Origin of the sequence: Dyadobacter psychrotolerans, from assembly GCF_004349265.1 — a bacterium.
In the GTDB taxonomy this organism is placed as follows: Bacteria; Bacteroidota; Bacteroidia; order Cytophagales; family Spirosomataceae; genus Dyadobacter; species Dyadobacter psychrotolerans.
On record NZ_SMFL01000007.1, the window covers coordinates 105910 to 132666 of the forward strand.

Annotated in this window: 29 protein-coding genes; 18 read left to right on the forward strand and 11 right to left on the reverse strand. The window is 44.4% G+C overall.

The features are described from left to right. Window positions 1–17: 17 nt before the first annotated feature. Window positions 18–1379 (reverse strand): TlpA family protein disulfide reductase, encoded by a 1362-nt coding sequence (locus tag E0F88_RS19365; RefSeq protein WP_131959935.1) that lies wholly within the window; start codon window positions 1377–1379, stop codon window positions 18–20. A 594-nt stretch (window positions 1380–1973) separates the two neighbouring features. Here E0F88_RS19365 and E0F88_RS19370 point away from each other — a divergent pair. After that, complete coding sequence (locus tag E0F88_RS19370) at window positions 1974–2495, forward strand: helix-turn-helix domain-containing protein (protein ID WP_131959936.1); 522 nt, start codon at window positions 1974–1976, stop codon at window positions 2493–2495. A 99-nt stretch (window positions 2496–2594) separates the two neighbouring features. On the opposite strand, the gene E0F88_RS19375 is transcribed toward E0F88_RS19370, so the two are convergent. Next, window positions 2595–2879 (reverse strand): hypothetical protein, encoded by a 285-nt coding sequence (locus tag E0F88_RS19375; protein WP_131959937.1) that lies wholly within the window; start codon window positions 2877–2879, stop codon window positions 2595–2597. Window positions 2880–3235: 356 nt separating this feature from the next. Between E0F88_RS19375 and E0F88_RS19380 the strand changes: the two genes are divergently transcribed. Further along, on the forward strand, window positions 3236–3415 hold the full coding sequence (locus E0F88_RS19380) for a BF3379 family histone-like protein (protein ID WP_131959938.1): 180 nt from the start codon (window positions 3236–3238) through the stop codon (window positions 3413–3415). A gap of 75 nt (window positions 3416–3490) precedes the next feature. Here the strand turns inward: E0F88_RS19380 and E0F88_RS19385 are convergent, their stop codons facing one another. Then, window positions 3491–4564 (reverse strand): proline iminopeptidase-family hydrolase, encoded by a 1074-nt coding sequence (locus E0F88_RS19385; RefSeq protein ID WP_131959939.1) that lies wholly within the window; start codon window positions 4562–4564, stop codon window positions 3491–3493. A 488-nt stretch (window positions 4565–5052) separates the two neighbouring features. On the opposite strand from E0F88_RS19385, the gene E0F88_RS19390 reads away from it, so the two are divergent. After that, window positions 5053–6078 (forward strand): PDDEXK nuclease domain-containing protein, encoded by a 1026-nt coding sequence (locus tag E0F88_RS19390; RefSeq protein WP_131959940.1) that lies wholly within the window; start codon window positions 5053–5055, stop codon window positions 6076–6078. A 223-nt stretch (window positions 6079–6301) separates the two neighbouring features. Here E0F88_RS19390 and E0F88_RS19395 read toward each other — a convergent pair whose 3' ends face one another. Further along, window positions 6302–7567 carry an aminotransferase class I/II-fold pyridoxal phosphate-dependent enzyme gene (locus E0F88_RS19395; protein WP_131959941.1) on the reverse strand — a complete coding sequence of 422 codons (1266 nt, stop codon included), beginning with the start codon at window positions 7565–7567 and terminating at the stop codon, window positions 6302–6304. A gap of 523 nt (window positions 7568–8090) precedes the next feature. Between E0F88_RS19395 and E0F88_RS19400 the strand changes: the two genes are divergently transcribed. The 15 genes from E0F88_RS19400 to E0F88_RS19470 all read left to right on the forward strand — a co-directional run bounded on the left by E0F88_RS19400 (window position 8091) and on the right by E0F88_RS19470 (window position 20183). Next, complete coding sequence (locus E0F88_RS19400) at window positions 8091–8615, forward strand: hypothetical protein (protein ID WP_131959942.1); 525 nt, start codon at window positions 8091–8093, stop codon at window positions 8613–8615. A 101-nt stretch (window positions 8616–8716) separates the two neighbouring features. Next, the gene (locus E0F88_RS19405; protein ID WP_439581027.1) at window positions 8717–9040 is read left to right on the forward strand and encodes a DUF4134 domain-containing protein; all 324 of its coding nucleotides are present in this window, start codon (window positions 8717–8719) and stop codon (window positions 9038–9040) included. Window positions 9041–9482: 442 nt separating this feature from the next. Further along, window positions 9483–9824, forward strand: coding sequence for a DUF4133 domain-containing protein (locus E0F88_RS19410; RefSeq protein WP_131959943.1), 342 nt, complete (start codon window positions 9483–9485; stop codon window positions 9822–9824). A 37-nt stretch (window positions 9825–9861) separates the two neighbouring features. After that, window positions 9862–12330, forward strand: coding sequence for a TraG family conjugative transposon ATPase (locus E0F88_RS19415; RefSeq protein ID WP_131959944.1), 2469 nt, complete (start codon window positions 9862–9864; stop codon window positions 12328–12330). After that, window positions 12327–13007, forward strand: coding sequence for a conjugal transfer protein TraI (locus E0F88_RS19420; RefSeq protein ID WP_131959945.1), 681 nt, complete (start codon window positions 12327–12329; stop codon window positions 13005–13007). The genes E0F88_RS19415 and E0F88_RS19420 overlap by 4 nt, the downstream gene beginning before the upstream one ends. Before the next feature lie 16 nt (window positions 13008–13023). After that, the gene (locus E0F88_RS19425) at window positions 13024–13665 is read left to right on the forward strand and encodes a hypothetical protein (protein ID WP_131959946.1); all 642 of its coding nucleotides are present in this window, start codon (window positions 13024–13026) and stop codon (window positions 13663–13665) included. 6 nt (window positions 13666–13671) lie between these two features. Further along, on the forward strand, window positions 13672–14301 hold the full coding sequence (locus E0F88_RS19430) for a TerB family tellurite resistance protein (RefSeq protein ID WP_131959947.1): 630 nt from the start codon (window positions 13672–13674) through the stop codon (window positions 14299–14301). 12 nt (window positions 14302–14313) lie between these two features. After that, on the forward strand, window positions 14314–15426 hold the full coding sequence (traJ, locus tag E0F88_RS19435) for a conjugative transposon protein TraJ (RefSeq protein WP_229213832.1): 1113 nt from the start codon (window positions 14314–14316) through the stop codon (window positions 15424–15426). A gap of 12 nt (window positions 15427–15438) precedes the next feature. Then, entirely contained in the window at window positions 15439–16080 is a 642-nt protein-coding gene (gene traK / locus E0F88_RS19440) for a conjugative transposon protein TraK (RefSeq protein ID WP_131959948.1), read from the forward strand. 18 nt (window positions 16081–16098) lie between these two features. Then, window positions 16099–16497 carry a hypothetical protein gene (locus E0F88_RS19445; RefSeq protein WP_131959949.1) on the forward strand — a complete coding sequence of 133 codons (399 nt, stop codon included), beginning with the start codon at window positions 16099–16101 and terminating at the stop codon, window positions 16495–16497. A 4-nt stretch (window positions 16498–16501) separates the two neighbouring features. Further along, window positions 16502–17827: a conjugative transposon protein TraM gene (gene traM, locus E0F88_RS19450; RefSeq protein ID WP_131959950.1), complete on the forward strand. Its 1326-nt coding sequence runs from the start codon at window positions 16502–16504 to the stop codon at window positions 17825–17827. A gap of 44 nt (window positions 17828–17871) precedes the next feature. Then, window positions 17872–18711: a conjugative transposon protein TraN gene (gene traN / locus E0F88_RS19455; protein ID WP_131959951.1), complete on the forward strand. Its 840-nt coding sequence runs from the start codon at window positions 17872–17874 to the stop codon at window positions 18709–18711. 30 nt (window positions 18712–18741) lie between these two features. Then, window positions 18742–19530 carry a hypothetical protein gene (locus E0F88_RS19460; protein ID WP_131959952.1) on the forward strand — a complete coding sequence of 263 codons (789 nt, stop codon included), beginning with the start codon at window positions 18742–18744 and terminating at the stop codon, window positions 19528–19530. Next, window positions 19469–19822, forward strand: a complete 354-nt coding sequence (locus E0F88_RS19465; RefSeq protein WP_220466339.1) for a hypothetical protein — start codon at window positions 19469–19471, stop codon at window positions 19820–19822. The genes E0F88_RS19460 and E0F88_RS19465 overlap by 62 nt, the downstream gene beginning before the upstream one ends. 46 nt (window positions 19823–19868) lie before the next feature. Continuing rightward, window positions 19869–20183, forward strand: coding sequence for a helix-turn-helix domain-containing protein (locus E0F88_RS19470; RefSeq protein ID WP_131959953.1), 315 nt, complete (start codon window positions 19869–19871; stop codon window positions 20181–20183). Window positions 20184–20263: 80 nt separating this feature from the next. Here the strand turns inward: E0F88_RS19470 and E0F88_RS19475 are convergent, their stop codons facing one another. From E0F88_RS19475 to E0F88_RS19510, 7 genes are all read right to left on the reverse strand, one after another. Beyond that, a complete protein-coding gene (locus tag E0F88_RS19475; RefSeq protein WP_131959954.1) occupies window positions 20264–20956 on the reverse strand; it encodes a hypothetical protein in 693 nt (230 codons plus the stop codon). A 161-nt stretch (window positions 20957–21117) separates the two neighbouring features. Further along, window positions 21118–21789, reverse strand: a complete 672-nt coding sequence (locus E0F88_RS19480; RefSeq protein WP_131959955.1) for a hypothetical protein — start codon at window positions 21787–21789, stop codon at window positions 21118–21120. Between the two features lie 81 nt (window positions 21790–21870). Next, complete coding sequence (locus E0F88_RS19485; protein ID WP_165940111.1) at window positions 21871–22344, reverse strand: Crp/Fnr family transcriptional regulator; 474 nt, start codon at window positions 22342–22344, stop codon at window positions 21871–21873. A gap of 170 nt (window positions 22345–22514) precedes the next feature. Next, window positions 22515–22856 (reverse strand): VOC family protein, encoded by a 342-nt coding sequence (locus tag E0F88_RS19490; RefSeq protein ID WP_131959957.1) that lies wholly within the window; start codon window positions 22854–22856, stop codon window positions 22515–22517. Between the two features lie 875 nt (window positions 22857–23731). Then, complete coding sequence (locus E0F88_RS19495; RefSeq protein ID WP_131959958.1) at window positions 23732–24370, reverse strand: hypothetical protein; 639 nt, start codon at window positions 24368–24370, stop codon at window positions 23732–23734. A gap of 12 nt (window positions 24371–24382) precedes the next feature. Beyond that, complete coding sequence (locus tag E0F88_RS19500) at window positions 24383–25072, reverse strand: HupE/UreJ family protein (RefSeq protein ID WP_131959959.1); 690 nt, start codon at window positions 25070–25072, stop codon at window positions 24383–24385. A 415-nt stretch (window positions 25073–25487) separates the two neighbouring features. Then, complete coding sequence (locus tag E0F88_RS19510) at window positions 25488–26735, reverse strand: MFS transporter (protein ID WP_131959961.1); 1248 nt, start codon at window positions 26733–26735, stop codon at window positions 25488–25490. Window positions 26736–26757: the final 22 nt, after the last annotated feature.

Below are 26757 nucleotides of genomic sequence, written 5' to 3' on the forward strand. Positions count from 1 at the left end.
TGTCAGAATAAATGTGCTTAGTGAGCTGTGGGCTTTTTATTGTCAGCAATCACCAGGACGGGCAGTTCAAACTGTTTTTCGATCAGTTTAAGCCCGTAACGCGAAAGCTCTGTATTGGTAGCAGCCAGATCGGACATGTCAACAGAGATGCTCAGATCAACCGGCGTTTTGATTCCGGTCTGATCCATAAGGGGAAGCGAAAAACTCTGGGTTTTGTTGAAACGCTCCAAAACGCTTGTCAAGGTTGCATTTTTGATCTCCCATCCAAACCGGTCGATTTTCATCTCCCTTTTACCGCCCTGGGACGCTGGCAGCAGATTCGGTGTATTTTCAAGCCGGATCAGCGCAAGGCCGCGTTTCATACGGTTTTCTACTTTGGCTTTATACTGAGGAAAAAGGTTGATCAAATCCTGCTGCATCAAAGCGTTGGTTTTATCCTGGATTGCGGCAGGCACAATCAGCTCATAGCAAAACCCGTTGTCGTCTTTGAGCCAGTCGATATAATTTTGTCCGTGCAGCTCGGTTGTCAGCGAATTTGAATCTGCCGATTCAATGACCACATTAGCTTCATCAAACCACTGGCCGGGTTTGGCGTATGCAATTTTATAGAGCCATAAGCGGCTGCAATTCGTTACAGTGATCCTTCTGCCAAGCTTTTCATCAGGTCTGTAAGAAAAACCTCTTTTTAGTCCGGGGGTATAGCGGCTCAGAAGTGAATGATAGAGCAGACTGCTGCCATCACCACCGTTTCCGTCGACCAGAAAAGGACGAGTTCCGTCATAAGCAATCCGTTTTTCATCCTTCTTTTCTTTAAGCTCAGTGCTGTTTTTGGCAAGGAATGCACTGATGTTTTCAGAGGTGATCTGAGCCATTTCCGTTACGGCGCCGACAACGCCGGTCTGATCAATCCAGACGTAGTGGGGCAGGGCATTATGATAAAAAAGTCTTCGTAAAACCGAGTCGCCTGCCACTTCCGGATGCTCTATACGTTTAGGGTGACGTTTGAGATATTTGGTTCTGAAATTGGCCACTGCCTTCTCGTTTTCGGAGGTGACTGCCAGAAACTGAACCCTGCCTTCAAACTGCTTTTGGAGCGAGTCCATGCGTGGGATCATGTAAACACAGGGCGCGCACCAGGTCGCCCAGAAGTCTACGATCAATAGTTTTCCTTTGAAATCAGAAAGCCTGGCCGTTGGTGTTTTGTAGTGCAGGATGTTTTTAATTACTACATCCGGCACGGTATCACCGATTTGCAGTGGTTTGTAATTCACGGTACTCTGTGCCCTCACCGGTTTCCAGCACCAAAGCAACAGGTAGAGCAGTGAAAAATAGAAAAGATAGGGCAGTATTCTGCCTGGGGAGCAAAAACGGACGTTCATTGCAACAATAATTTGAAAGTAAAAATGAAAAAACAGAGTATCTGCCGTCGGTTAAGCAGAAGTAAAAAGCATAGCGAGACACTACGATTCAGGATAGAATCGAGCACAGGTTAAGCCGGGAGCGCTAAAACAACTAGCTCACTGGGGCTTGCGGATAATCAGTTTGTAAAGAAGGCGATTACTCATACGCGTAACAATGGTTAGACTTCGTCACCGAAGCGTGGAACATTGGTGAATTGTTACTATTGAGTCTTTTATGGTTGGAGCACACATACAGTGTGGGGTCTACAACCATAATCGCTCTAAAGTTTCTGACGCCTTACATGATATGGATTTTTACAGCAGACCCCACACTTGTTCTACCGCACAAATATAATGCATAAAACAGTGTTGGGGTATTATTCTGCTGTCCTACATCACGGCGTCAGAAAGCGATTGTAAGACTTTTGTTTAATACCTTATTGTTGAATTGCTTAAACTATTGATATTGAGCGATCGAGCCACTCATTAACCATGATGTAAATATAGTAAATCATTTCAAAAAATAAAAATATATAGTCAATTTGAAATGATTTGAGTCTGTCAATTTGACTTATGGAAACTTCTGTAAGAAAAATTATTGGCAGAAATGTTAAAGCTTTGCGAGAAGCTCTCGGCCTATCACAAATGAAATTTGCCATCCTAATAGGAATGTCAAGAGCGAGTGTAATAAATATTGAGTCAGGGAAAAACGGTTATAACCTCAATTTACTGGATAATATCTTGACGTTCTCAAATTATAGACTTGAAGATATTACTAAGCAGAGTTTCGAAATGCCCGAAAATATACGAGAAATTTTAGCTGAACATTACAAGGAAAGCCTTGATTTATACGCAACATTAACTGAAAAGCCTACCATTGTTTATGCGATAAATTACAGATTGATGAAAAGCCATTTTTTAGATCACCCAAAAGAAATAAATGAAATAAAAGTCTTTTTTGAAAATATCGGCTGGAGCTTTAAAGGAACGTCAATTCAAAACGCTTTAAAGCGAATGCCACAATTAATTTTAATTGAGAAGCATAAGTTAAAGGAAAACACATTTGTATATTCGAAGCGATGTTTAAATGGATAAACCACACGGTCAATTACGGAAACAAGCGGGTCTCTCAAACGCATATAATTGAAGTCATCATAAGTTCTGAATCATCTTGAGGGCATAGCTTCCTCGAAGTCATAACCTCAAGCGTTGCATATTAAGTTGTTCATGTATAGAAGCTACGATCGAATCAGTAATACAATCACTATCTTTTATTCTAAGAATATTTTGAATGGAGCTTGATTCCCTAATGTAGACTGCCTGGTCTGAATCGAATGATAGATAGCCCTGGCGGAAAAAGCGTTCTTCCATTAGATTAGCAGCACTCATAGATAAAAATTCCAGCGGTGTTATCTTTAAATCATTCTTGTCTATCAGCATCCATTTGTAAACGTCAGATTTGGTAGCGTCTGATGGCATATCGGAACGTTTTATTTCAAGAATACAAATCTCCTGATTCTCGAACAGGTATAGATGATCAAAAGTTGGCAACACTTATAGTATATTTTAGTTTGAGGCGGTAATTAAGCAAACAGCTTCCAAAATAAAAAATCTGGATAGTGCACTTGTGATCAAAGACTGATCAAGTCGCAGCAATAATCGAAACTTTCAAATACTGTCTAATCTGTTGACATACAATAGAAAACAAGAATCCTTGTGAATCGGTAAGTTGTGCTATACAGGTATTTATGTGCAGATTCAGGATAAAATTTTACTTTTGCCTTCTTCGGATGAAGAGGCATTCGATTATCACGACAACCATAAAAACCAGAACAATGGAAAAATTCAGTAAAATAAAGCAGCTGATCACCGATGCAGAAGCAGATTTTTCAGCATTTTACGAAAAAGGAAACAAGGCAGCGGGAACCAGGGTTCGTAATGTAATGCAGGAACTTAAAGTTCTGGCGCAGGAGGTTAGACAAGAAGTAACGGAGAAGAAAAGCGAAGTCAAATAAGTAAAAATAGAACAATCAACTCCGGACTAAAATAGTCCGGAGTTGATTGTTATGGCACTTTGAATTTGATGCCAATCAGAAATATATATCTTCCCAATGCTCTTTTCGGTAGACCTTATAAATGAAATCGGTTATACCTGTCATGTAAGCCTGTTGATCGTCGTACATGGAAAGATGGCTTCCATTAGCACAGTAAAGAAAGGTTCCATTCTGAATCTGTGATGCCATCCATTTTATATGCTGCGGATCCATGAAGTCATATTTTGCGCCAACGGTCAGGGTTGGGACAGTAATCCGCGCTAAATCTGCACTGCGATCCCAGTTGGCTAGTTGCCGGGAAATCTGAACGGAACCAGGCCCGCCCAGGAAAATATTTATAGAGTCATTCTGTATGTTAAAGAAGCTTTTGACGGGGCCCTGGAGCTGGTCCGGTGGTATACGGCAAACATGCTTTGAGTTGAATTCGGTAAGCTGGGCCTGATCTTTGGAATTGCCATTATTTGGTTTGGCTTCTTTCTGATCGACTTTGCCAGTGGTCTGTACAGGCAGCCGGTTTGAAGTTAGTTGCCGGGCATAACTGTTGTATACTTTGGAACTTGATACGATGTTCGAAAGAATCAGTGCTTTGAGATTATTTTGGTGCTTAAGTGCATATTCCATAGCCAGCACACCTCCCCAGCCATGTCCAAAAAGGTAAAAATTATCCTGATTCAGATTTAATGCTGAACGTACCTGTTCGATCTCGTCAGTGTAACGCGCCAGATTCCAAAGCGTTGTATCATTGGGGTTATCTGAGCTTCCGCTGCCCAATGGATCATAGTAAATAAATGAAATGGCTTTTTCCGGGAAATAACTCTCTATGCATTGAAGATACTCGTGGCTCAGGCCTGGTCCGCTGCCTAGAAGCAATACTTTTATCTGCTCATTATGACCAACGGTTTTTGTCCATACCTTGAAATTTCCTTTTGGTGTACTGATGGGAATAATCCTGACACCTCCTGTCCGGACTTTGTTACTGGTATCGCTAAGATAATTCCGCATTTTTGATGCAGACCTGAGATCATACATTTCAATGTTGCTCCGGCAGCTGAATACTGTCATACTGCCAATAAAAATGAACGACCATGCGAATGTCGAAAGATTTTTCATCGTGAAGTGGAGTAAGTGGAATCATTAAGTTAACCAAAGTGACATTTTCTGTCAAGCGAATTTGAGTTTAATTTCTTTAAGAAATGTATAAATATGTTTTTGTTTAAAAATAAATTCACAAAGTGCAAAAAAACAAAATAGATAGTGTTCAATGCCAGTGAGTTAATTTAACTCTGTCAGCATTTTAGCTGATTGTTTATTATTTGAAGTCAAGCGTTTCATTTAGAAAGCTGTGCTGGTGTACTGGCAAGTAATTGTTAAATTTAACGCGGATGGAAACCGTTCTTAATTTGAGTTAGAATGCTGATTTACGATAAACTTTTACTTTTGACTTCCTTGAATGATCTTTGAGGAAGAAAACTCACAGACCTTTTGGTATTCCTTGACTTAAACCGGAAGGAATTACGGGCAGAAAAGCTGGTATTGACCAAAGATCTTGTCCCATTGAAAAATAGCCGAATGACATAAGATATTAAGATTAGCAGCGTATGAGCAACGACAAACCAACAGCACCGCATCTGGACGATGCGGAATATGGAGAAATATTAAGGCAGGCGATTAACCAGATCCGTACGGCTCGTTTTGTAATTGCCAAACAGGTAAACAGTAGTACACAGTCCATTTATTGGAGTCTGGGAAAATTACTCTCTGAAAAGCAATTGGAGGAAGGATATGGCAGCGGCGTTGTGAAACAATTATCCATAGACCTGAAAAACGAGTTTCCGGATATGGGCTTGTCTCCGAGAAACCTTTGGAATATGAAACGCTTTTATGAGCGTTATTATCAGGCAGATACAAAACTGCTACAAGCTGTAGCAGTTTTGCCTTGGGGACATAACCTACTATTGATGGACAAGTTGCAGTCTTTGGAAGCAGCCCGATTCTATGCAAACGAAACTCTTACAAAAGGCTGGTCCAGAGATTTGCTACTCAATGCCATCAAGATGGACAGTTATAGCCAGGCACAAAAGCAGATCAAAACGCATAATTTTGATCATACGCTTCTCGAGGCACATGCTGAATATGCCAATGAAGTTTTTAGGAGCACCTACAATCTGGGGTTTTTGGGTATTACCGAACCTGTCAAAGAGCTGGAATTAGAAAACAGGCTTATTGCCAAGATCAGATCCTTTATATTGGAATTGGGTAAAGGATTTAGCTTTATAGGCAACCAGTACCGCCTGGAGTACAATGCCAAGGAATATTTTGTAGACATGCTTTTCTTTCACAGAGGTCTTCGTAGCCTGGTGGCAATCGATCTTAAAATCGGAAGTTTTAAAGCGGAATATGTGGGAAAAATGAATCTGTACCTGTCGCTGCTCGACCGGCTGGAAAAAAGTGAAAACGAAAACTCATCCATTGGCATCATTCTCTGCGCGGATAAAGACCACCTTGATGTAGAAATAGCTTTGCAGGATATTAATAAACCCATAGGTGTAGCAGAGTATCAGCTTCTGTTACCAAAAGCGGAATTACAATCCTTGATACTGAATGAATTAAATGCTGCTAAATAAGTAGTCGGCAGTCGGCAGGCCTTATTAAATAGAGGAAACCTGGGCTCAGGAGTAGTCTCTGACCATTGGATGCTCAAAGACTACCTCTGAAATTCAGTTGAACCTGGCTACCATAGACTGTATCTGCAAAGTAGGCGTTGACAGAAATTTTACAGAATTTGATTTCATGCCTATGTTTTTAGCGGAACTTCCAGGCTTATCTTTATCATTAAGAATTGGTGCTTTAATTTATTGAGATTTTAAGCACCTTGTCAATATCCTCAAAAGCATTCAGTGCTTTGTCCAGGTGTTCTCTGGTATGAGTAGCCATCAGACTCATTCTGATGCGCGCGTTCTTTTTTGCCACGGCCGGATAAAGAATCGGGTTGGTGTAGATCCCAGCCTTTAACAGCATAGTCCCGGTATCAGAAGTTTTATGTGGATTTCCTATCTTGACCGGTATGATCGCAGACTGCGTGCTACCCACATCCATACCCAGACTGATCAGTCCGTTTTTGAAATAAGCAATGTTCTCTGCAAGTTTAGCTCTCCAGTGCGGCTCCTGATCAATGAGCTCAATTGCCTTGATGACGCCTGCTACCGCAGGTGTGGAAGTTGCCGAGAAGATATGCTGCCGGGATTGAAATTTAAGGAAAGCCGCTACCTTGGGTGGAGCGATCACATAACCGCCGAGTCCGGCAAAGGTTTTACTGAAAGTGCCGGTAATAAAGTCCACCTGGTCCATAATCCCGTAAAGCTCCATAGCTCCGCGGCCTGTCTTGCCCAGGACTCCAATGCCGTGCGCGTCATCGACCATCAGATACGCTCCATAGCGGCGGGTCAGCTCCCGGATCTTGTCAAGCGGCGCTATGTCGCCATCCTGGGAATACACGCCATCGATGATCACCATTTTAGTCCGGTAGCGGCTTTGCGCGTCTTTCAGAATCCGCTCCAGAGATTCAATGTCATTATGCAGAAAACTTTTCCGGTTGGTCAGAAGACACCCTTCGTAGACACTTGCATGTACCGCGGTGTCCACAATGGCGATGTCTTCTTTTAAAAGCAGGCTTTGTAGTGAGGCGCTGTTGGCAGTATAGCCGGTCGTATAGATCACGGCTGAATCAGTGCTTCGTCCGAAAAATGCGGCTATTTTTTCTTCAAGCTGCTGGTGAAAACTAAAATGTCCTCCGATCAGCGGCGATGCGCCCGCGCCCGTACCGTAGTTTTCTATGGCACCTATCACCGCTTTTTTAACCAGCGGATGCTGTGTAAAGCCCAGATAATCATTGGAAACAAAACTTACATATCTGCCTGGGGAACCGCCGCTTTGCGGTGTGAGCACATCCATCTCAGGCCCGCACCCGGACTGATTGACCAGGCGGTAGTTCATGTGACCGCTGTTTTTCATGAACCCTAGAAAGTCGTAAAATACTTCTGCTCTTGCAATGGCATCCAGACCGGGAATGTTTTCAAAATCCCGGAAGCTTGCTTTGGTAAAATCAATGTTCATAGTTAGATAAGTTTATGTGAATGGTAAGTAGAGCTCAAACTAAGGGTTGTTTTTTTCGAAATCGGCTACATAGAAAATTATTTTGATTCCGGTATTTATCGCAAGGTCAGACAGTCAACGTATAGTGGGTTGAGGATTTTGATGTGTTTACAGGTTTGAAAAGGGTGTGATTTTGGTTAAAACAGGGCCGGATAAGAGATTTTTTCGCTGAAAGAGGCAGCAATTCCGGCATGAAATTCAATGTGTCTTTTATAATTGATTGTATTTCAATTGCTTAGTAAAAGCTACCGGAGCAACTTTCTCAGTCTTTTGGCCTAAAAGCAGTGCTGATTGAAAAAATATTGATTTATTTTCTATTGATAATCAGAAGGTTATTGCATCAAACCGGCAGGCGCAAGGGGGGAGCAGGAAAAGTTGCGCTTTTGCAGCGTGAGCCGCTGCGCTTACTTTGTAGCCATCAATCAGGATCAGCGCAGCAATGGATATGATTCTGGATTTAAAAAACCATAAACTATACAGTTTTATGTTTACGACCAACCCCTGGGCCGTATATGTCTACGTGGCAGGCCCTGTGATCGCAGGTTATTACCTGTTTGCTGTTGCCAGATTTTACCGCCGGGAAATCACAGTAAGGATCAGTTCCCGGCGGAGTCTGAAGACTAAGCTGGTAGAGCCCTGGAAAGAAACAAACGAGCCGTTAGCACAAAGCGAGCAGCAGCAGATCGATTATTCACAGACATCTGATCAGCCGCTTGGTGGATCAAAAAAGATCTTTCCGCCGGTTAGTCTTTGGAAAAACAGGGTCTTACATGGACAGGAACAGAGCCTGGCAGAGCACCTTACGTATCTGATTGAAGAAGCGCATGAAAAGGATTACGACAAGCAGGAGCTGATACTGCTGCTGCAGATGACGATAAGAGATTACGTGGATTTAGAAGGTACGCAATTTCAGTCTGCTATCAATGAATGCATTGAGACTGAATGCGCAAAGTACGGCTCCATACACCTGGGTGAAGAGGATAAAGCGGCGATATGGAATAGGGTGTAGTGGGGCTGTGTGTTTGACCGGGTCAGACTTTCCGCCACTCTGGCGGAAAGCTGCCGGCAAACCATGAAAACAAGCATGTTCAACTTTTAAATATGTGTGGTATGAAAAGCAGGGTTATGATTTTAAAAGTCAAACGGCATTTGCTGTTGACGGCAGCAGCTGCAATGACAGCAGCAGCAGCATTCTCGCAGGACGGGGCGGCCGGGATCGAAGAAGCCAACACGCAGGTACGATCTTACTTTGAGCCGGGTACGAATCTGATGTATGCCATAGGTGCTGTGCTGGGTCTTGTGGGTGCTGTCAAAGTATTTCAGAAATGGAATGCGGGTGATCAGGATACTGGCAAAGTAGCTGCCGCCTGGTTTGGAAGCTGCATTTTTCTGGTGGTGGTAGCGACCGTTTTGCAATCGTTCTTCGGATTGTAAAAGCATTGATTGCAATGAAAATATACATATCAGAAAGCCACTGACCACAAGCCACCGGATTTATATCCACTGCCATCCCGGAGGACTTTACAAAGAATATTTCTTTGAGAGAAAGTTTGCTACGGGTAGGAATATAGGGCTTTGCTGGCAAGCAGACTGATAGGTATGGATCTGGCAAAGGGGCCACAGCGGCCCCGCCAGATCTAAAATAACACCAGCAAATATGCTCGCTGTGAATTGTGATGTGATTAGAAGTAATGGGGAGCGAGGTTGCCGGTAAATTATGGGTTGACAACGGGAAGGGCAAATGCAAATAGTGCTGTCAGATCATCGCCACATTTAAGAACTTGGCTAGTACGTATAGCTTAAACCGGTACTGTAAAGAATGAAGTTAATTTCAGTTGAAAGGTGTTGAAAAGTAAAATTTTAAATCAGTTCAACCATGGCAAGAAATCGCTACGCGATCAATAAGGGGGTCAATCAGAGCATCGTCTTCAAGGGCCTGAAAGCGCAGTACATCTGGTATATGGGCGGGGGTATGTTTGCGCTTTTGATCATTTACGCGGTGATGTATATGGCAGGGGTCAACACCTACATCAGTCTGGCCATAATAATTTGTCTGGGTGGCCTGCTTCTGATCGGAATCTATCATCTGAGCAGTACCTATGGCGAGCATGGACTTCTCAAAGCGCTTGCCAGACGAAATATTCCTGTTGTCGTCAAATCGAATTCGCGAAGAATTTTTATGCAAAACAGAAAGATGACAGGCTCTGTCAGGAAGTGAAAAATGTGGATTGTTCACGATTAAATGAGTGTGCAGAATGGAAAAGTTGATTGATGATTTACTTCCGATACTTGATGTGGAAAATGGCTGTATCCTCTCTAAACAGGGAGATGTAACCGTGGTCTTTCAGGTGGAGCTTCCTGAGATTTTTAGTTTGTCTGATAAGGATTATGATGCGCTGCATCAAAGCTGGGTGAAAGCCTTGAAGATGCTACCTTCGGGTAGTGTTTTCCATAAACAGGACTATTTTATTGACAGCCGCTACAAGCCTGATTTTAGCGGGGAAGATACCAGTTTTTTGTCTTTGAGCAGTGAACGCTTTTTTACTGAGCGGCCGTATCTGGCCCACAGCTGTTATGTGATGCTGACGCGCAAGCCCAAAGGTCGCAGGGTATCAAGCTCGCTTTTCTCGAATCTGATCCGGCCTACGCTGGTGCCACAGGACACGCTGGATGCAGTAGCACACCAGGATTTTATTGACGCAGCCGATCAGTTCAGAAGGGTTCTGCAGGACAGTGGCTTTGTAACGCTTCATCAGCTGGGCGACAATGCACTATTAAGCCAGGCGAAAAAAGCCGGGCTGATTGAAAGGTACTGTTATCTGGCCACTGATCAGAATGCTGCAATGATCCGCGACATGGAGTTTAAAGACGGCATCAGAATAGGGGAGCAGTACTGCCAGCTTTACAGCCTGGCCGATACGGCTGATCTTCCGGGTCAGTGTGCTGCGGCAAATACCTACGAGAAGTATTCGACCGATAAGACCAAATTCAGTGTTGGTTTCGCCTCGACGCTTGGGCAGCTCTTGTCTTGCAACCATATATACAACCAGTATGTATTTATTGAAGACAGCGCAGCAGCGATCAAACGGCTGGAAAGCAAAAGACTCAGGCTTCAGTCGCTATCGGTTTATGCCAGGGAAAATTCGCTGGCGCTGGATGCGGCCAACGAGTTTTTGAATGAGGCGATCAAAGAACAGCGCCTGCCGGTCAAGGCGCATTTCAATGTGCTGGCCTGGACGGATAAACGCGCTGAATTGCAGCAGATCAAAAGTATGGTATCCTCGGCCCTTGCGCAGATCGATGCTTCGGTAAAACTGGAAACAAGTGGTGCCCCGCAGATTTTCTGGGCAGGTATTCCTGGCAATGAAGCTGATTTTCCCATGAACGAGGCCTTTGATACTTTCAGTGAGCAGGCCTGCTGTTTTCTGAATCTGGAAACCGGTTATGTGTCCTCGATCAGTCCGGTAGGCATCAGGCTCGGTGACAGACTGACAGGAAAACCCGTGCACGTCGATATCAGCGATGAGCCGATCCGGCAGGGAATCTGCACGAATCGTAATAAATTCATTCTGGGCCCCTCGGGCAGTGGGAAATCATTTTTTACCAACCACATGGTCCGTTCCTATTACGAGCAGGGTGCACATGTGGTGCTGGTGGATGTGGGACATTCTTATAAAGGGCTCTGTGATCTGGTGGAAGGCTATTATTTTACCTATGATGAAAAGCATCCGATCCGCTTCAACCCTTTCTACATTGAAGGCGGAAGCAAGCCAGACACGGAAAAAAAGGAAAGTATCAAAACGCTTCTTTTGGCTCTGTGGAAAAAAGATAATGAGGTTTTTAAAAGAAGTGAATACGTGGCGCTTTCAAACGCGCTGACACTTTATTATGATTTTTTGCAGGAGCATCAGCAGGTTTTCGCATCCTTTAATTCCTTTTATGATTTTCTCAGGGACGTCTTTGTAGATGTATTGCAAAAGGATCAGGTCAAGGACAGGGATTTTGATGTTGCCAATTTCTTGTATGTGTTAAGGCCCTATTACCAGGGCGGAGAGTTTGATTATCTTTTAAATGCCAAAGAGAATCTGGATCTTCAAAACCAGCGGTTTATTGTCTTTGAGCTAGATGCTGTGAAAGATCATCCGATCCTTTTTCCGGTGATCACCATCATTATTATGGAGGTGTTTATCTCCAAGATGAGAAAGCTGAAAGGGATCAGAAAAATAATACTCATAGAAGAAGCATGGAAAGCAATCGCCAAAGAAGGGATGGCAGAATACATCCGTTATCTTTTTAAGACGGTTAGAAAGTTTTTTGGTGAAGCGATTGTCGTTACCCAGGAAGTCGAAGATATTATCTCATCGCCGGTGGTTAAACAGGCCATTATCAATAACTCAGACTGCAAAATCCTTTTGGATCAGAGCAAATATCAGAACAAGTTTGATCAGATCCAAGAGCTTTTGGGGCTCACTGAAAAGGAGAAGGCTCTGGTACTATCGGTCAACAAAGCCAATGATCCGCTTAGAAAATACAAGGAGGTTTTTATCAGCCTGGGCGGAATGCTCTCGAAGGTTTACCGCACCGAAGTAAGCACCGAGGAGTATTACGCCTACACGACCGAGGAAACCGAAAAGATGAAAGTAGGCGAATATGCCCGCAGATACGGAAGTATAAAAAAAGGTATTGCCGCGCTGGCAAACGAAATCAGATCACAGAAAAAATGAAAAAGCAGATGGTGTTCTTTATGATTCTGAGCCTTGCGGTGCTTACCCCTGTGCAGACCGCGCAGGCCGCAGGGCCGTGGGCTGCGATCATCAAAGCCGCTATAAAGAAGGTGGTCAAAGCGGTCGATCTTCTTATACAAAGAAGGCAGAATGCGGTCATTAAATTACAGAATGCGCAGAAGGCCCTGGAGAATACAATGGCCAAAATGCACCTGGACGAGATCACGAGTTGGGTCAAAAAACAGCGGGACCTTTACAAAGAGTACTACGATGAGCTCAAAAAGGTCAAAGCGGTTATCGCTTATTATTTCCGCGTCAAACAGATTGCAGAAAAACAGCTGCAGATCGTGCAGCAGTACCAAAAGGCATGGAAGCTGTTTCAGAATGACCGACATTTCAGTTATGGGGAGCTAATCTACATGCAGAAAGTGTACGCGGGTATGCTGGAAGAAACGGCAAAAAACGTGGATATGCTCACTAGTGTGGTAAAATCTTTCAGCACACAGATGAGTGACGTGAAAAGACTTGAAATGATTGACCGGGTGGCCAGACAAGTTGACAAGGTTCATGATGAGCTGGTAAGCTTCAACCGGCAAAACCAGATGCTGAGTCTTTCCAGAGCCAGAAGCGAATTCGATGCAAAGGTGGTAAAAGAGCTGTACGGAATCCAGGATTAAGATAAACGTGGCACAGATGAGAAAGACAGTGACCATACTTGTGTTGATGCTGGCGACCCACAGCTGTTTTGCCCAGAAGTTCAAAGAGTGGTTTCGCCAGAAAAAAACACAGAAAGAGTATCTGATCGAACAGATCGCGCATCTGAAACTATATCTGGAGCTGACTGAAAAGGGTTATAAAATCGCCAAAGAAGGGCTTACAACGATTGGTGAGATTAAAAGAGCAGAATTCAGACTACATAAAAACAGGTTTGATTCGCTTCTGATCGTTAGTGCTGCTGCCGGCTCACATCCACGGCTAAAACAGATCACCGATCTGCACGGGCAGATAAATCGGATCTGCGAGCAGCTGCCCGGGGAGCTGACAGGGCGGGGTCAGTTCTCCCAGAGCCAGATGGGATACATCCGGCAGGTTCTGGGTCTGGTCTACGATGATTGTCAGGGGATTCTTTACGCAATGTTTGATGTAGCGCGCAGTGGCAACACGGCCATGAGTGACGATGAAAGGATCAAAAGGATTGATCTGCTTTGTGATCAGATGCAGGATAATTACCTGTTTGTAAAAAGCTTCGCCGAGCAGGCCAGGCTTCTGAGCTCACAGATTGAAAATGAGAAAACGGCCATTGAAAACAGCCGCGCTTTGCACGGCATAAAATAACGGGGTATGAAAAAGACAGTTTTAAGTTTGCTGTTGCTGCTTGGCGGGACATTACCTCTCAGCGCCCAGACCGCCGAGGTGACCCAGCTGGTGCTCAATATCGAGAAGCTCAATCAGCTTCGGAAGATCTTAAAAGAGCTTAAGACAGGCTATGAAATCCTTTTTAAAGGATACAGTACGATCCGCGATCTTTCCAAAGGAAATTTCAAACTGCATGAAGCTTTTCTGGATGGTTTGTTGAAGGTCAGTCCCGCGGTGAAAAATTACAGCCGGGTGCAGGGCATCATCGGATGCCAGCTGGCCATTATCAATGAATACAAATCGGCTTATCAGAAGCTGGCCGCTTCGGGCAGCTTCTCAGCCAGTGAGCTGGATTACATCACCCAGGTTTACAGCAGACTCTCAGAGCGAAGCCTTAAAAACCTGGATGCGCTCACGATGGTTCTGACCGCAAAAAAGCTCAGGGCCTCCGATGATGAAAGGCTCAGTGTCATTGACAGCATTTATCAGGATATGACCGATCAGCTTTCATTTCTATGGCATTTCAATTCGAATGCGGCACTGCTTGCCGTGCAGCGGAAGGATGAGATAGCGGATACTGAGCTTACCCGAAAACTGTACGATCTGAAACCATAAACTACAACGCGTGTGAAAAAGAATCTGATGATCACCATACTGGTGGTGCTGGTAATATTATGGCCTGAGCATTCGCAGGCCCAGGGTTATGAGCAGCAGATCCGGGGTCTGAACGGTGTGCTCGATGAGCTTTACAAGGAAATGCTGCCTTTGTGCAGTAAGCTGATCAATGTGGGAAGAGGTATTGCGGGTTTTGCGGCGATCTTTTATATCGGCAGCCGCATCTGGCGCCATCTTGCCAGCGCGGAACCGATCGATTTTTATCCACTGCTGCGACCTTTTGCGCTGGGTTTTGCGATTCTGATCTTCCCCTCTGTGATCGCGATGATCAATGGCATTCTTTCGCCCACTGTCCGGGGTACGGCCAGTATGGTCACAGACTCAGACAAAGCGATTGCTGTACTTTTAAAAAAGAAGGAAGATGCGATCAAAAGCTCTGATTTCTGGCAGATGTATGTAGGCGATGATCAGAAAGGCAGCCGTGAGAAGTGGATCAAGTATACCTACGGCGATGATTATTCGGAAGGTTTTACAGACGGGATCAGTAATGATATCAAGTTTTATATGGCCAAGCAGTCTTACAATTTTCGTAATTCGATCAAGGCGGCGCTCTCAGAAATTCTGCGCGTAATCTTTGAATCAGCAGCCCTTTGTATCAACACGATCAGGACCTTTCAGCTGGTGGTGCTGGCCATTATCGGGCCGATGGTATTTGGCATTGCAGTATTTGATGGTTTTCAGCATACGCTTACTGCCTGGATTGCGCGCTATATCAATGTGTTTTTGTGGCTCCCGGTCGCCAATATTTTCGGAGCAATCATCGGAAAGGTCCAGGAAAAAATGATTGCGCTGGATATCAGACAAGTTCAGGGCAGCGGCGATACTTTTTTCAGCGCCCAGGATATGGGATATCTGATTTTTCTGATCATTGGCATTGTCGGATACTTCTCAGTCCCTTCGGTGGCTGGCTACATTATCCAGGCTGGTGGCGGTAATGCGCTGCTTAATAAAGTAACGTCCGTTTTTGCTGCCACGGCAGTCGCAGTAGGCAATAAGGCATTTCCAGCCGGTGGCGGATTTGGCCGCTACCCCAGGCCTGAGACCAAACCTGAATCAAAATCCTAACCTTTAAAGATCATGTTTTCAAAAGCGAAAGATATAGAAAGAGCGTTCGGGCATATCCGGATTTTTACGCTCCTGGTTGTATGCGCCAGTTTTGCCTTCTGCTGTTTTGCCGTTTACAAAAGCTATCAGATGACCCAGGCGAGCGCCAGCCGGGTTTATATTCTGGCAGACGGAAAGGTGCTTGAAGCATACGCTTCTGATCGGCGCGACAACATTCCTGTCGAGGCGAGAGATCACGTGGCGAGTTTTCACCGGTTTTTCTTCACGCTCGATCCGGATGAAAAAGCGATACAGGCCAGTGTTGTAAAAGCGCTTTATCTGGCAGACGCTTCAGCAAAGAAGCAGTATGACAATCTGCGCGAATCCGGCTTTTACACCAGCATTATATCGGGCAATATCAGCCAGCAGATCGTCATTGACAGTGTAGCGGTCAATACAAAAGCGTATCCCTACTATTTCCGCTGCACGGCTTCTCAGCAGATCATCCGGGCGACGAGCATCGTCACAAGAAGCCTTGTTACAGAAGGCTACCTTCGAAACGTTTCACGAAGCGATCACAATCCCCACGGATTTCTGATCGAGCGGTGGATGACGCTGGAAAATAAGGATGTCAGTATCCGTAACCGCAGCGCCGGACTAAGCCCGTTTTTCTAATCTTTAAAGATATAAGTCATGTTCTACAACTTCAATGCCCATAAGAAACCACCCGAGTCGCCTGGAAAACTTAAGCGGGCAGCACAAAGTATTATTTCCAGGATAACCAGCCTGCAGCGTAGGTGGGTGATGTTTGCAGGTATTCGTACGGGCGGCTTTGCCAAAATACTGCTGAAACTGACGCTTGCAAATCTGGGATGTGCGTGCGTGCTGTTTTGCCTGGTTGTTTTGATCATTGACCAGCAGCCCACAGCAGTACTGCCAGTTTATGACAGGATCTCAATACCGACATTGCCGGATCAATTCGCGCAGCAGGAAAATTTACAGCATCAGACAGATTTTGAACTTTATCTGGATAGTCTCGAAAAGGCATTTCTCACCGACAGCATTAATGATACACGAACCATAAACAATTAATACGATGGAAAACACAGCTTATTCTGCCCGGTTTTTACAGCAGCGAAAGTTTTACATGATGCTTCCCTTGCTGGTTTTGCCTTTTGTTACCTTGATCTACTGGGTGCTTTTTGTGAAAGGAACAAAAAAGCAGCAGCAGACCACGCAGAGTCAGGGTCTGATCACGAGCCTTCCTGATGCGATGCTTAAAGAGGATAAAGAGGTTAATAAATTAAGCTTCTATGAGCGTGCAGCGGCGGATTCAGCCAAACTTGGTGAGCTGATCCGTAAAGACCCTTACCGCAGTGACAGCCCCGGTTATAAGGATTCGCTACAAACCGGTCAGCTGGCAGGACTTGGCGCACCTTTTAAGGCAAAGGCGGGGCAGGTAAATTACCAGGGAAAGACTTCTGTGCAGGCTGGTGAAGAGAAGGTGTTAAAAAAGCTCAAAGCGCTCGATGATGTGCTTAGTGAGACGAGCCGGCCTGAATTCAGCAGGCAGGATATGAAAAGCGAAAATTCCCCGCGGGGTGATGACAACAGCGGCAATGAAACAGCCGACAAGCTCGAAGCACTCATGGCTGGTCTGAACCAGCAGTCTTCCGCGCCGGACGTATATGAAGACCCGGAACTTAAAGAGCTCAGTGGAATGCTTGATAAAATTATTCAGATCCAAAATCCGGAACTGGACTCAGAGAAGATCAAAGAGCAGTCTGAGAAGAGCGTAGGCCAGGTATTTGCTGTCCGGCAGGCGGCAGGCGCGGATCCGGTGAGTTTGCTTGCGACTGATTCAACCGAAGATTCTGTGGAAGCGGATCCGGTCAGATCCATTTCTTTTGAGCAAAATGGTTTTTTTGGTCTGGATGAAACGCTTATCTCTGCTGATCAGAATGCAATCCCGGCTGTGATCGCTCAGACCCAGACTGTGGTGAGCGGCTCAACGGTGAAGCTCAGATTGACCCAGGATGTTTATATAGCAGGTGTTCTGATCCCGAAAGAGAGCTTTGTTTACGGGATTGCAAACCTGAACAATGAGCGGTTGGTGATCCGCATTGAATCAGTCCGCCATGAAAACAATCTTTTTCCCGTAAAGCTGTCTGTGTATGATCTGGATGGGATTGCAGGCATTCATATCCCTGGCGCTATTGCGCGCGATGTAGCCAAACAGTCTTTAAGCCAGGATATACAAGGGATCAGCATCGGCAGTCTTGATCCATCGCTGGGCGCACAGGCGGCCAGCGCGGGTATTCAGACCGCGAAAACGCTGATAGGTAAAAAAGCCAGGCTGCTGCAGGTGACAGTCAAAGCTGGTTACCAGGTGCTTCTCAGAGACGGAAATGCCAGCAGCTAGTCACCTTGAATTAATCCATTTCAAAAATATTAAAGCTAATCATTATGTATCATCCTTTTAAATGGATCTTCCAACTGATCCTTCTGCTGGAGACTGCAAGGGTATTTGCCCAGGATCACAGCATGCAGATGTTTGTGAGCCAACCTTTTCCACTTGAGCTGACCACATTGAAGACTACGCACCTTGTTTTTCCTTATGATATCGTCAGTGTTGATAAAGGGAGCCGCGATATTCTGGCGCAAAAGGCCAAAGGAGTCAGCAATATTCTGCGGGTCAAAGCCCAAGTAGCTGATTTTCACAGCACCAGTCTGACCGTGATCACTTCGGATGGAAAGCTGTATGGTTTTACGGTGGACTATGCCGCGGAGCCTTTACAGCTTACTATCGCATTCACCGGGGCCAATTCAGGGCCCAATGCATCGCTTGATCAGTTTCAGCCGAACCAGGCTGAGCTCAGCAGGTTAGCCGGCCGGGTAAAAGCGCAGCCAAAGCATATACGCAGCATCAAAGGCAAAAACTCCGGTTCGGCTCTGGCACTGCATGGCATTTACATAGATCAAGAGGTGATGTTTTACCGACTTGAAATGACAAATAGCTCACAGATTAGCTATGATATCGGTAGTCTCAGGTTTTTTATCCGCGACAAAAAAAGAGCGAAACGAACAGCAGTGCAGCAGCTGGAGATCAGGCCCGTGTATATCAAAGGCGACACTGCGGTAATCGCGGGTGAATCGGCACACTCGTTTGTGTACGCGCTGCCCAAATTTACGATCCCTGACAAGAAATATCTGGCCATTGAGCTCATGGAAAAAAACGGCGGGCGTCATCTTGAGCTGGACATTTCCGGCAAGACCCTTCTGAGGGCCAGAGCTGTGGCAGAATAAAAATCAGATAACCTGTAAACAAACACAATCATGAACCAGAAAAATTTTGATTATCTAAAAGACCAGATCAAGTATACCGGGTTTGGTGAAGGGCTGGAAAGCCAGCTGAAAGAGAATATGAAAAGACAGGCGCCGGAGTTCACCCTGCAGCACCAGAATACTTTCGGCAGGGATGAAACCACGACAGCGCTGCACTTTAAAAAATCGCCGAGCAGTGATATGTATTTTTTTAACAGCTATCTGGTTTCGCTCAAAAAGCAGGATCAGACCGAGAAGATGAACCAGTCTTTTTATGTTGAGAAAAACAATAACATCACTTTAAAGGAAGCATTTAATCTGATGCAGGGCAGGGCGGTGAACAAAGATCTTACTAATAAGGAAGGGCAGCTTTACAATGCCTGGGTCCAGATGGATTTTAAAAACACGGACAATAACGGCAATTATAAGCTTAAACAATTTCACCAGAACTACGGTTTTGAGCTCGAAAAAGCGCTGGGTAAACTACCGATCAAAGAGCTTGGCAACGAGCAGGATAAAAGCCGTCTGATAGAATCACTCCATAAAGGCAACCGACAATCGGTGACATTCATCGAAAATGGCACCGAGCAAAAACGGATGATTGAAGCGAATCCACAGTTTAAATCCATTACCGTCTACGATGGTAATGCGCAGCGTATCCGTCAGGACCTGACGGAAAAACAAGCAGAAAAACAGACCGCCACTCAAAAGCAAGGTCAGCAGTTAAAGCCAGAAACTAATGAAAACGATGCCACCTCGGTCAAGGCCGGAAAACGAAAAGGACTCTCGGTCAGCCAGTGAAATTTCAGAACTAAGCCCGCTGGCTGATTTTTTCAAAGCCATCGAAAAAGACCCCAGGATTGGCAGCACGCATATCGGCGTGTATGCATCGCTGCTCAATTACTGGAATGCACAGGGACGCAGCAGCCCGATCCGGGTTTTTAGCCATCAGATGATCGGGCTGGCCAAATTATCTTGCCGGGATACTTATTTTAAGTATGTCGGTGAGCTGAGCGAATATGGATATATACGGTATGAGCGTTCCTTTAACCGCAACAGGCCAAGTGAGATCTATTTCACTTGTGGAGAATGAGACGAAACCAGGTTAGAGATAAGGTAATCTAAACCACTGAAAAGCGATGGATGAGCTTGAAAAGATAAATCCGTTTCATATTCTTGCTCAGCGTCTGACAAGGATTGAGCAGATGCTGGTCCTTTTGATGGAAAACACCGATTTGAGTCCTGATCCTACCAAAACACAGCAGCCGGAACTTCTAAGTATCTCCGAAGCTGCCCGGTTTCTGGGACTGAGTAAACAGGCTGTTTACCGTCATATCGGAAAAATATCCCATTATAAGCGAAACGGGCGGCTTTATTTTAAACGTCAGGAGCTGGTTGAATATGTTGAGCAGGGCAGACGGATCGCACGCAAATACGGGCCAAGCAGACGGTGAGCGGCATTTTGATTCAAGCATCAGGTTGCCGCTGAACGAAAACCTGATGCAAAGTATCGAAATACTGGCTCATGCCAGCTCTATTGCTGAAAGCGGTCTACCAGGATGTAATCAACCTTTTTATCTTTAAAATAAACACGTACCTGTTCTGTAATGCCTTGCGCATGTGTGTCATATATAAATGCCCAGGGCAATTCCGCCTTCTTGGGATCATACAGGGCGTACTCATATTTTGCACCTAATACAACGCGCTGGAATTTGTGCTTGTAGTCTTGCGAGCTGCTCAGCACAACCAGTTTTCCATACAGGACTTCCAACGCATCGTCAGTTGCTATTGCCTTTTGTGAACCGGCTGCTTGTGGCCACTGGCTTAGCTGTGTCCCGTTATTGAGACGAATGCTTTTGACCTTGCCAGAAGCAAGCTGAAGCTGCACACCATCTGGGGTATCAAATGTCTCGTCGAGCACCAGCCAGTCGAAAAACTGCAGACGATCCTTCATGTCAGTGACATCTGCAAAATAATTATTGACTGCACCCAGATAAACGATAGTCTTATTTTTCCGGTAGCCTTCCAGTATTTCAAAAGTCTCGTTGGTGGATGTATTAATGGCAATACCCCTATAATTTCCCGTTGTAATGCTGTCCCTGCCTAAATAATTAACGCGCGGCTCCGGCTCGGGCCCTACGATGGCCGGCTCATCCTGATTCACTTTGCAGCTCATGAGATTAAGAACCACTAGCAAAAAGAAAGGTAAAAATAAGGCAGCTCTCATAATAAAAGTGTTTAGTTATCTTCCAGTGACACATTTGCATACAATTCAGTTGGATTCGTAACATACTTTTCAGTAAAAGTGAATAATTCAATTCTCACCATTTATTCATTTAGGAGATAGATTTCCTATTTATTTTCTTTTATTCTGCGAAATTCAATGCACTACAAGTTAGGAGCTTCGCTGCCAGCGTATTTATTTTCTGATTTTCCTTTCATGATCATCCGGATACCTGTTGTTGTTAGCCAGGTGGCCAGTCCGGCTACGAAAATTCTAAAGCCATACAGATCGGTAAAGTTTGCCTTCGACAGAATACAAATTAAGCCAAAACCCAAAAGTGATAAACCAAGATATCCTGCCGCCTTGGGAAGCCTCTGCGTTTGGATGATCAGCAGACACCAGATTAATATCGAGATGCAGGTAGCAGAAATGAAAATATTCGCCATGGAAACATTGATGTGATGACCATAACGGACAATGGAATTGACTATAGACTTGTCCACTGGCCTGGCTGTCAAATCAGACAGGAATTGTGGCAGGATCAGCCCATTGACTGCAGCGGCTATCATGGCTGCAACCAAACCGAGACAAAATACAAATAGAGAAAGCAGGGAAATTTTGCTGTCTGTTTGCAGAAGACAAGACAAGCTCCAGGCGCCAAAGCCCATAAAAGGCAGGCATGCAATGCCTAGTGCGTGGGAAAAAATAAGGACATGCTGGATTCTGATGATGTGCTCAACACTTCCGCCAGCAGGATGAAGCACCATGGTAATGACCGAAATAAGCGATCCAAAACAAAGGCTGACCCCGGAAACTTTTGTAAATGACTTATGCATTTTGATACCAGTTAATTTGAAAACAAATATGGCTGGTCTGTGGCGCGATGCAGCTTGATGCAAATCAAGAAATTCCGGTTATTAAAAACAGCTTCTGACCCTGCTGAGTGTTTCCGGAGTCATATTCAGATACGAAGCAATGAGTTTTAAGGGGAACATCTGCAGAACCAATGGGCGGTTTTTAATCAGATCGTTATATCTTTTTGAGGGCGACATGGAGTTGTCCAGACAATATGTTCTGGTTGTTACTCCTTCCAGAATTTTTCCCAGCTGGAGAAATACCGGCGATTGAGCAATCAGTTCATGTATAGCCGTCACATTGAGCTCGAGCGCAGTTGTTTCCGAGTTTGTTTTAATAATATTTTGAGAAGGGGCCTGGGAAATAAAACTCGAGTAATTCAGACACCACTCGTTTTGAAGATGAAGATCCGTTACTTTTTCTTCAATATCTTCATAGCGGAACTGGTAGGCAGATCCCGATGAAATAAAATAAACAGCGTGGCAGATCTGACCCTGGTCAAGCAGTATGTCGTTTTTTCCTAATTGTCTTTGCACGAGGTATCTCGTTAGTCGGTCGAAATCACACTGGGAAAATTTGCCGATTTTATCAAGGTCAGTTTTTAACATGTGGGTGCATTGGCTTACTAAAATCTTCGTAAGTATATGCGATTTGTCTGAAACCTGAATGAAATTTCAACTCATTTTGTGTGAAATTCACCAATGTGTCAAAGAATTCCAGACGGATCATGTAAAAAACATTCTTTTCCCCAATCTTCTATCTGGACCTGTGATAATCTTACTCCGCCATATTTACTGACCAGTTCCATCGCTGATAATTCCTGGTGGTAACGCTCTACATTTTCTACTTCTAAAAAGATCATGGTATTTTCAATCCAGTCTTTTACGTAAGCCCGCTGGAGATAAAAAGCTATCTGGTCAAGCTTGAACACGGAAAGATCAGGCGAAAGCACGGTTTCCTCAAATCCCCAATCCTGATAAAAGTGCCTGGATAATTCAAAATTTTTAGCTCCCAGGAAAGGTCGGATCGATTTTGCTGTCTGTGACATAAGTATATATTGTTTAATAATGATCAGGCGGCAAAAGTAGAAGATAACACTGATTTATAACCTTGATTGAAATCAAGAATGAATGCTGTTCTAACCAGAAAGATATTTTTTTTCATAAACCTTGCATCATTAATCACATACTGCGCATTGTTGAATGTGAATTACAAGATCATAATTGTGCTGGTATTGGAAGTTGGTATGACTGATTAAAATCCAAAGTTACTGGCGATCCAAAATGTTTAGATGGGTGAAACTATATATTAGACAGGTTCCGGGGCGAGCAAGATCATCTGCTAAAATGAAGCGAGCCGAGTAACTTTGCGCATACAAACCGAATTTCTAATCGAAACATACATTTTCATCTTAGGCTTTTAGTATTTAAGATAGCGGATTCAGACATGGTTTATCAGTGTGAAACTTTGATATATTTATGCAGGATACAAAGAAGATTACGATTGCCGACAGAGCAGTAAGTGTAACTGACCAACGCTCAGATTTGTCATCTGGCTGGGTAAAAAAATCAACCAGGGTGAAGTTAAAAAGAAGCCATGATTTATACGATTGCGCCTGTCAGCCCGCCAGACATCGCTACGTAGTTTGGAGAACAGCTCAGGCAGTATGTAAAATAATTATTTAGGAAAAGCGGTATTCATCTGTATTAAGAACACAAAAAATATCATTGCCGCTAGACTTGATGTTGACCTTGCAAGCGTGAGCATCAAAACTTATCACCAAGATATACCGATTCTTCATTGGTAGTGACCAGGTCGATCAGTGGTTTGATATCAGGTGAGATTTCTGGCCAGCAATCCTGGATATTTTACGCAACAATGAGTGAAATGTACGCAGGCATTCCACTCATTGTTTAATAGTAATTACTCGGCATCTAGCATATATTGTCCCTGAATCCGAAGGTTTACAACGATTTCTTTATCAGTCTTATTTTTGAAATACCACCCGTGACGCCCTTCAAAGGGAGCTAGAAATGTCCCGATCATGTTGTTGGAATAAGCTGCTGTATAGCTATCATAGTACTCATCTTTACCAGGGTTAGCCTGCTTGGGTTCTCCATGAAAATCAAAATAAAGTACACCTTTATCAGTAACCCATTCGTATTTTACCTGCCCGTATTTTAAGACATTCATTTTGTATTCAAGTCCTTTGCCAGCCGGTACCCGGATTGTTACAATGTCCTGGCGCTGCTCAAACTGTTTGGAAGGGGCAGGATTGTAAACCTCTTTTGGAGTTGGGACATTCGGGCCGGATCCAAGTTCTTCAAGTTTTAGCACCGGATAGGCTTTTGATACATCTGTTTTAACAGTTGTATCTGCGATCGGTGTATCAGGTTGATAAAGACCACTAAACCCCAGTAACTTACCAGTTCCCAGCGGATCTAATCCATACTCGGCGGGCAGGACAGCTATCACAAAAACTACGCTTGCCAGGATAAGTGCGCCGATTGTCGCTTTGATTATTTGTCTGGTCTCTAAAAGAGGTGGATTGATATCTTTCATGATCTTTGGGGTTTATTGTGAAAAATAGCCGGTTAACTGATAGCCGATCAAAAGAAATCCAGCTGCCATCAGAAGTGTGTTGGTCAATGTAGAGAACCGTTTGAAACTGTCGCTATAACGCCAGGCGTTTATGACCAGAAGGACTAAAATAAGGGAAAGGAACTGGCCGATTTCAACGCCAATGTTAAAGCCGATGAGGTTAGTGATCAGCCCCTCTTTTCCAAATTTAAAGTCCTGCAACTTACTTGCCAGCCCGAATCCGTGAAATAAGCCAAAGATCAAAACGGCGGCTTTTGTATTGGGCTGTACGCCAAATATCTTTTTGAAACCACCCAGATTATCAAAACCCTTATAGACAATGGAAAAGGCAATAATGGCATCAATCAGGTACGCATTGATCGAGGTGTTGCTCAGTACACCCAAAAGTAATGTCAGACTGTGCCCGATGGTAAAGAAACTCACATAGACCAGAATGTCTTTTGGCTTATAAAGAAAGAAGATCACCCCAACCAAAAACAGAATATGATCGTAACCGGTAATCATGTGTTTGGCGCCAATATATAAAAAAGGAATAAACGCTGCGCCTTCATTACCAATTAAAAAAGACTTGGTCTTAACATCGACGCCATGGGCGGAAATACTGCTGGAAGCTAGACTGAGCAGGCATGTAAGACTGAAAAATAAAAGTTTTTTGTGCATCATGTAAATAAGAATGGATGTGTAACAAGGGGCCCCGGATTAACTTGTTTCTTCAAAGCAATTAATCCGGGAATCCCTCATTACCTGCGAATATATCTAAACTCTGTTAGTGTTTGTCGTGGCTGTGGCCATGGACCGTTGTGTCTGTTTCAGCCTTGTCGTGGCTATGACCATGCGCAGTAGAGTCGGCGTGGTTAATGCCAGTAGAATCTGTCCCAGCTGTCATGGTGGAATCAGTGTGATCCGCGTGCACTTTACCGTCATCATGGGTATGTGTTCCTTTTTCGGATTTAGATGAACATGCCGTCAAAAAGCCGAAAGACAACAGAGAAAAAATAAGCATTCGTTTCATAAAAATTGAGATTAGATGAGAAACTAGTAAGATTGTTTGGTAAGTTTTTGTTTTGAAAAAGTATACTTATCCCAGTATCCTTTTGCCGTTTGAGGGTTTAGGCCGAAAAAAAAGAAAAGCGGTAATCAGCAGTCCAAGTGTCAGCATACCACCATATAGGAAGTCTTTTCCGGGAAAACTACTTCCCCAGAAACCGGCAATGGGATAAGCAATCGCCCACCACAAATGGGAAAAAGCAAAGTGGGAACCGTACACTTTTCCTTGCTGGGCATCTTCAATGTTTTCCCCGATCAGTGTTTCTGATGGTATCTCCGCCAGGCTTTGGCCTAAACCGGCAACAAGCCATAGCACCAGCAAAACCGTAAAACCGACATAGTTTGCCGTGATAACGGCCAGTCCCAGAAGAAGGGCACCTGATAAAAGCGATAGCCTCCGGCTCTTACTTTTATCAAAACTGCCTGAAAAGAAAGCGGCAATGGATGCGCCTATGCCAAATGCTGCCATGACCCACCCATAATGCTGATCGGTAAGTTTTAGTCCTTCTTTTACATGCCCGACTGTTTTGACCAGAATCTGCGCACCTGCAATGGCAGATATGAATTCTATAACCAGTGAAAAACGGATCAGCGGATTTGAAAAGAGAAGCCTGGCACCATGCAGAACATCCTGCCATGTTGAAATCGTTTTTTCAGCAGTTTCAGTTTTCGAATTTCTTAAAAGATCAGCCGGAAGCATCAGGATCAAACTCCCTGCAAGCACGAAAGAAACCGCATCGACCAGAAAGATATTTCTTGCGCCAAACCAGACCGCCATGATCCCGGCAAGCCCCGGCCCAAGAACGCCCAGCAGCTGGAAGGTAGCACTTGAAAGCCCGATCGCCTGCCGGTACTGATCCTTGGCAACTATATGCGGGATAATAGAGCGGTAAGTTGGTGTAAAAAAAGCATTGAAGATATTCAAAAGAAAAACAAGCAAATAGATCTGCCATTCCTTGGTGATAAACACCATACAGATCACAATCACCATTCTGATACAATGGGTGATATACAGGATTTTTTTTCGGTCAACCCGGTCGGCTAACACGCCTGCAAAGGGAGAAAAAATGATGAAGGCAATTACACGTAGCGTCAAAGCAGTCGATAGGATAATCGCAGAACGCTCCATACCAAACTGGTAGGAGAGAAGCGCCAGTCCGATCCAGGTAAAAGCATCACCAAGCAGACTGATCGTCTGAGCAAAGTATAGTTTGGCAAATACGCGGTTGCGTAAAGCTTTGAAAGGCTCGGCAAGAGCAGTGACTGCGCTATTTTGCATATAATCCGGTTTTAAATCGAGC

Coding starts and splice junctions, on each gene's coding strand:
- E0F88_RS19365 (WP_131959935.1), bottom strand. CDS start 1,379: ATGAACGTCCGTTTTTGCTCCCCAGGCAGAATACTGCCCTATCTTTTC.
- E0F88_RS19370 (WP_131959936.1), top strand. CDS start 1,974: ATGGAAACTTCTGTAAGAAAAATTATTGGCAGAAATGTTAAAGCTTTG.
- E0F88_RS19375 (WP_131959937.1), bottom strand. CDS start 2,879: ATGCCATCAGACGCTACCAAATCTGACGTTTACAAATGGATGCTGATA.
- E0F88_RS19380 (WP_131959938.1), top strand. CDS start 3,236: ATGGAAAAATTCAGTAAAATAAAGCAGCTGATCACCGATGCAGAAGCA.
- E0F88_RS19385 (WP_131959939.1), bottom strand. CDS start 4,564: ATGAAAAATCTTTCGACATTCGCATGGTCGTTCATTTTTATTGGCAGT.
- E0F88_RS19390 (WP_131959940.1), top strand. CDS start 5,053: ATGAGCAACGACAAACCAACAGCACCGCATCTGGACGATGCGGAATAT.
- E0F88_RS19395 (WP_131959941.1), bottom strand. CDS start 7,567: ATGAACATTGATTTTACCAAAGCAAGCTTCCGGGATTTTGAAAACATT.
- E0F88_RS19400 (WP_131959942.1), top strand. CDS start 8,091: ATGTTTACGACCAACCCCTGGGCCGTATATGTCTACGTGGCAGGCCCT.
- E0F88_RS19405 (WP_439581027.1), top strand. CDS start 8,717: ATGAAAAGCAGGGTTATGATTTTAAAAGTCAAACGGCATTTGCTGTTG.
- E0F88_RS19410 (WP_131959943.1), top strand. CDS start 9,483: ATGGCAAGAAATCGCTACGCGATCAATAAGGGGGTCAATCAGAGCATC.
- E0F88_RS19415 (WP_131959944.1), top strand. CDS start 9,862: ATGGAAAAGTTGATTGATGATTTACTTCCGATACTTGATGTGGAAAAT.
- E0F88_RS19420 (WP_131959945.1), top strand. CDS start 12,327: ATGAAAAAGCAGATGGTGTTCTTTATGATTCTGAGCCTTGCGGTGCTT.
- E0F88_RS19425 (WP_131959946.1), top strand. CDS start 13,024: ATGAGAAAGACAGTGACCATACTTGTGTTGATGCTGGCGACCCACAGC.
- E0F88_RS19430 (WP_131959947.1), top strand. CDS start 13,672: ATGAAAAAGACAGTTTTAAGTTTGCTGTTGCTGCTTGGCGGGACATTA.
- traK (WP_131959948.1), top strand. CDS start 15,439: ATGTTTTCAAAAGCGAAAGATATAGAAAGAGCGTTCGGGCATATCCGG.
- E0F88_RS19445 (WP_131959949.1), top strand. CDS start 16,099: ATGTTCTACAACTTCAATGCCCATAAGAAACCACCCGAGTCGCCTGGA.
- traM (WP_131959950.1), top strand. CDS start 16,502: ATGGAAAACACAGCTTATTCTGCCCGGTTTTTACAGCAGCGAAAGTTT.
- traN (WP_131959951.1), top strand. CDS start 17,872: ATGTATCATCCTTTTAAATGGATCTTCCAACTGATCCTTCTGCTGGAG.
- E0F88_RS19460 (WP_131959952.1), top strand. CDS start 18,742: ATGAACCAGAAAAATTTTGATTATCTAAAAGACCAGATCAAGTATACC.
- E0F88_RS19465 (WP_220466339.1), top strand. CDS start 19,469: ATGAAAACGATGCCACCTCGGTCAAGGCCGGAAAACGAAAAGGACTCT.
- E0F88_RS19470 (WP_131959953.1), top strand. CDS start 19,869: ATGGATGAGCTTGAAAAGATAAATCCGTTTCATATTCTTGCTCAGCGT.
- E0F88_RS19475 (WP_131959954.1), bottom strand. CDS start 20,956: ATGAGAGCTGCCTTATTTTTACCTTTCTTTTTGCTAGTGGTTCTTAAT.
- E0F88_RS19480 (WP_131959955.1), bottom strand. CDS start 21,789: ATGCATAAGTCATTTACAAAAGTTTCCGGGGTCAGCCTTTGTTTTGGA.
- E0F88_RS19490 (WP_131959957.1), bottom strand. CDS start 22,856: ATGTCACAGACAGCAAAATCGATCCGACCTTTCCTGGGAGCTAAAAAT.
- E0F88_RS19495 (WP_131959958.1), bottom strand. CDS start 24,370: ATGAAAGATATCAATCCACCTCTTTTAGAGACCAGACAAATAATCAAA.
- E0F88_RS19500 (WP_131959959.1), bottom strand. CDS start 25,072: ATGATGCACAAAAAACTTTTATTTTTCAGTCTTACATGCCTGCTCAGT.
- E0F88_RS19510 (WP_131959961.1), bottom strand. CDS start 26,735: ATGCAAAATAGCGCAGTCACTGCTCTTGCCGAGCCTTTCAAAGCTTTA.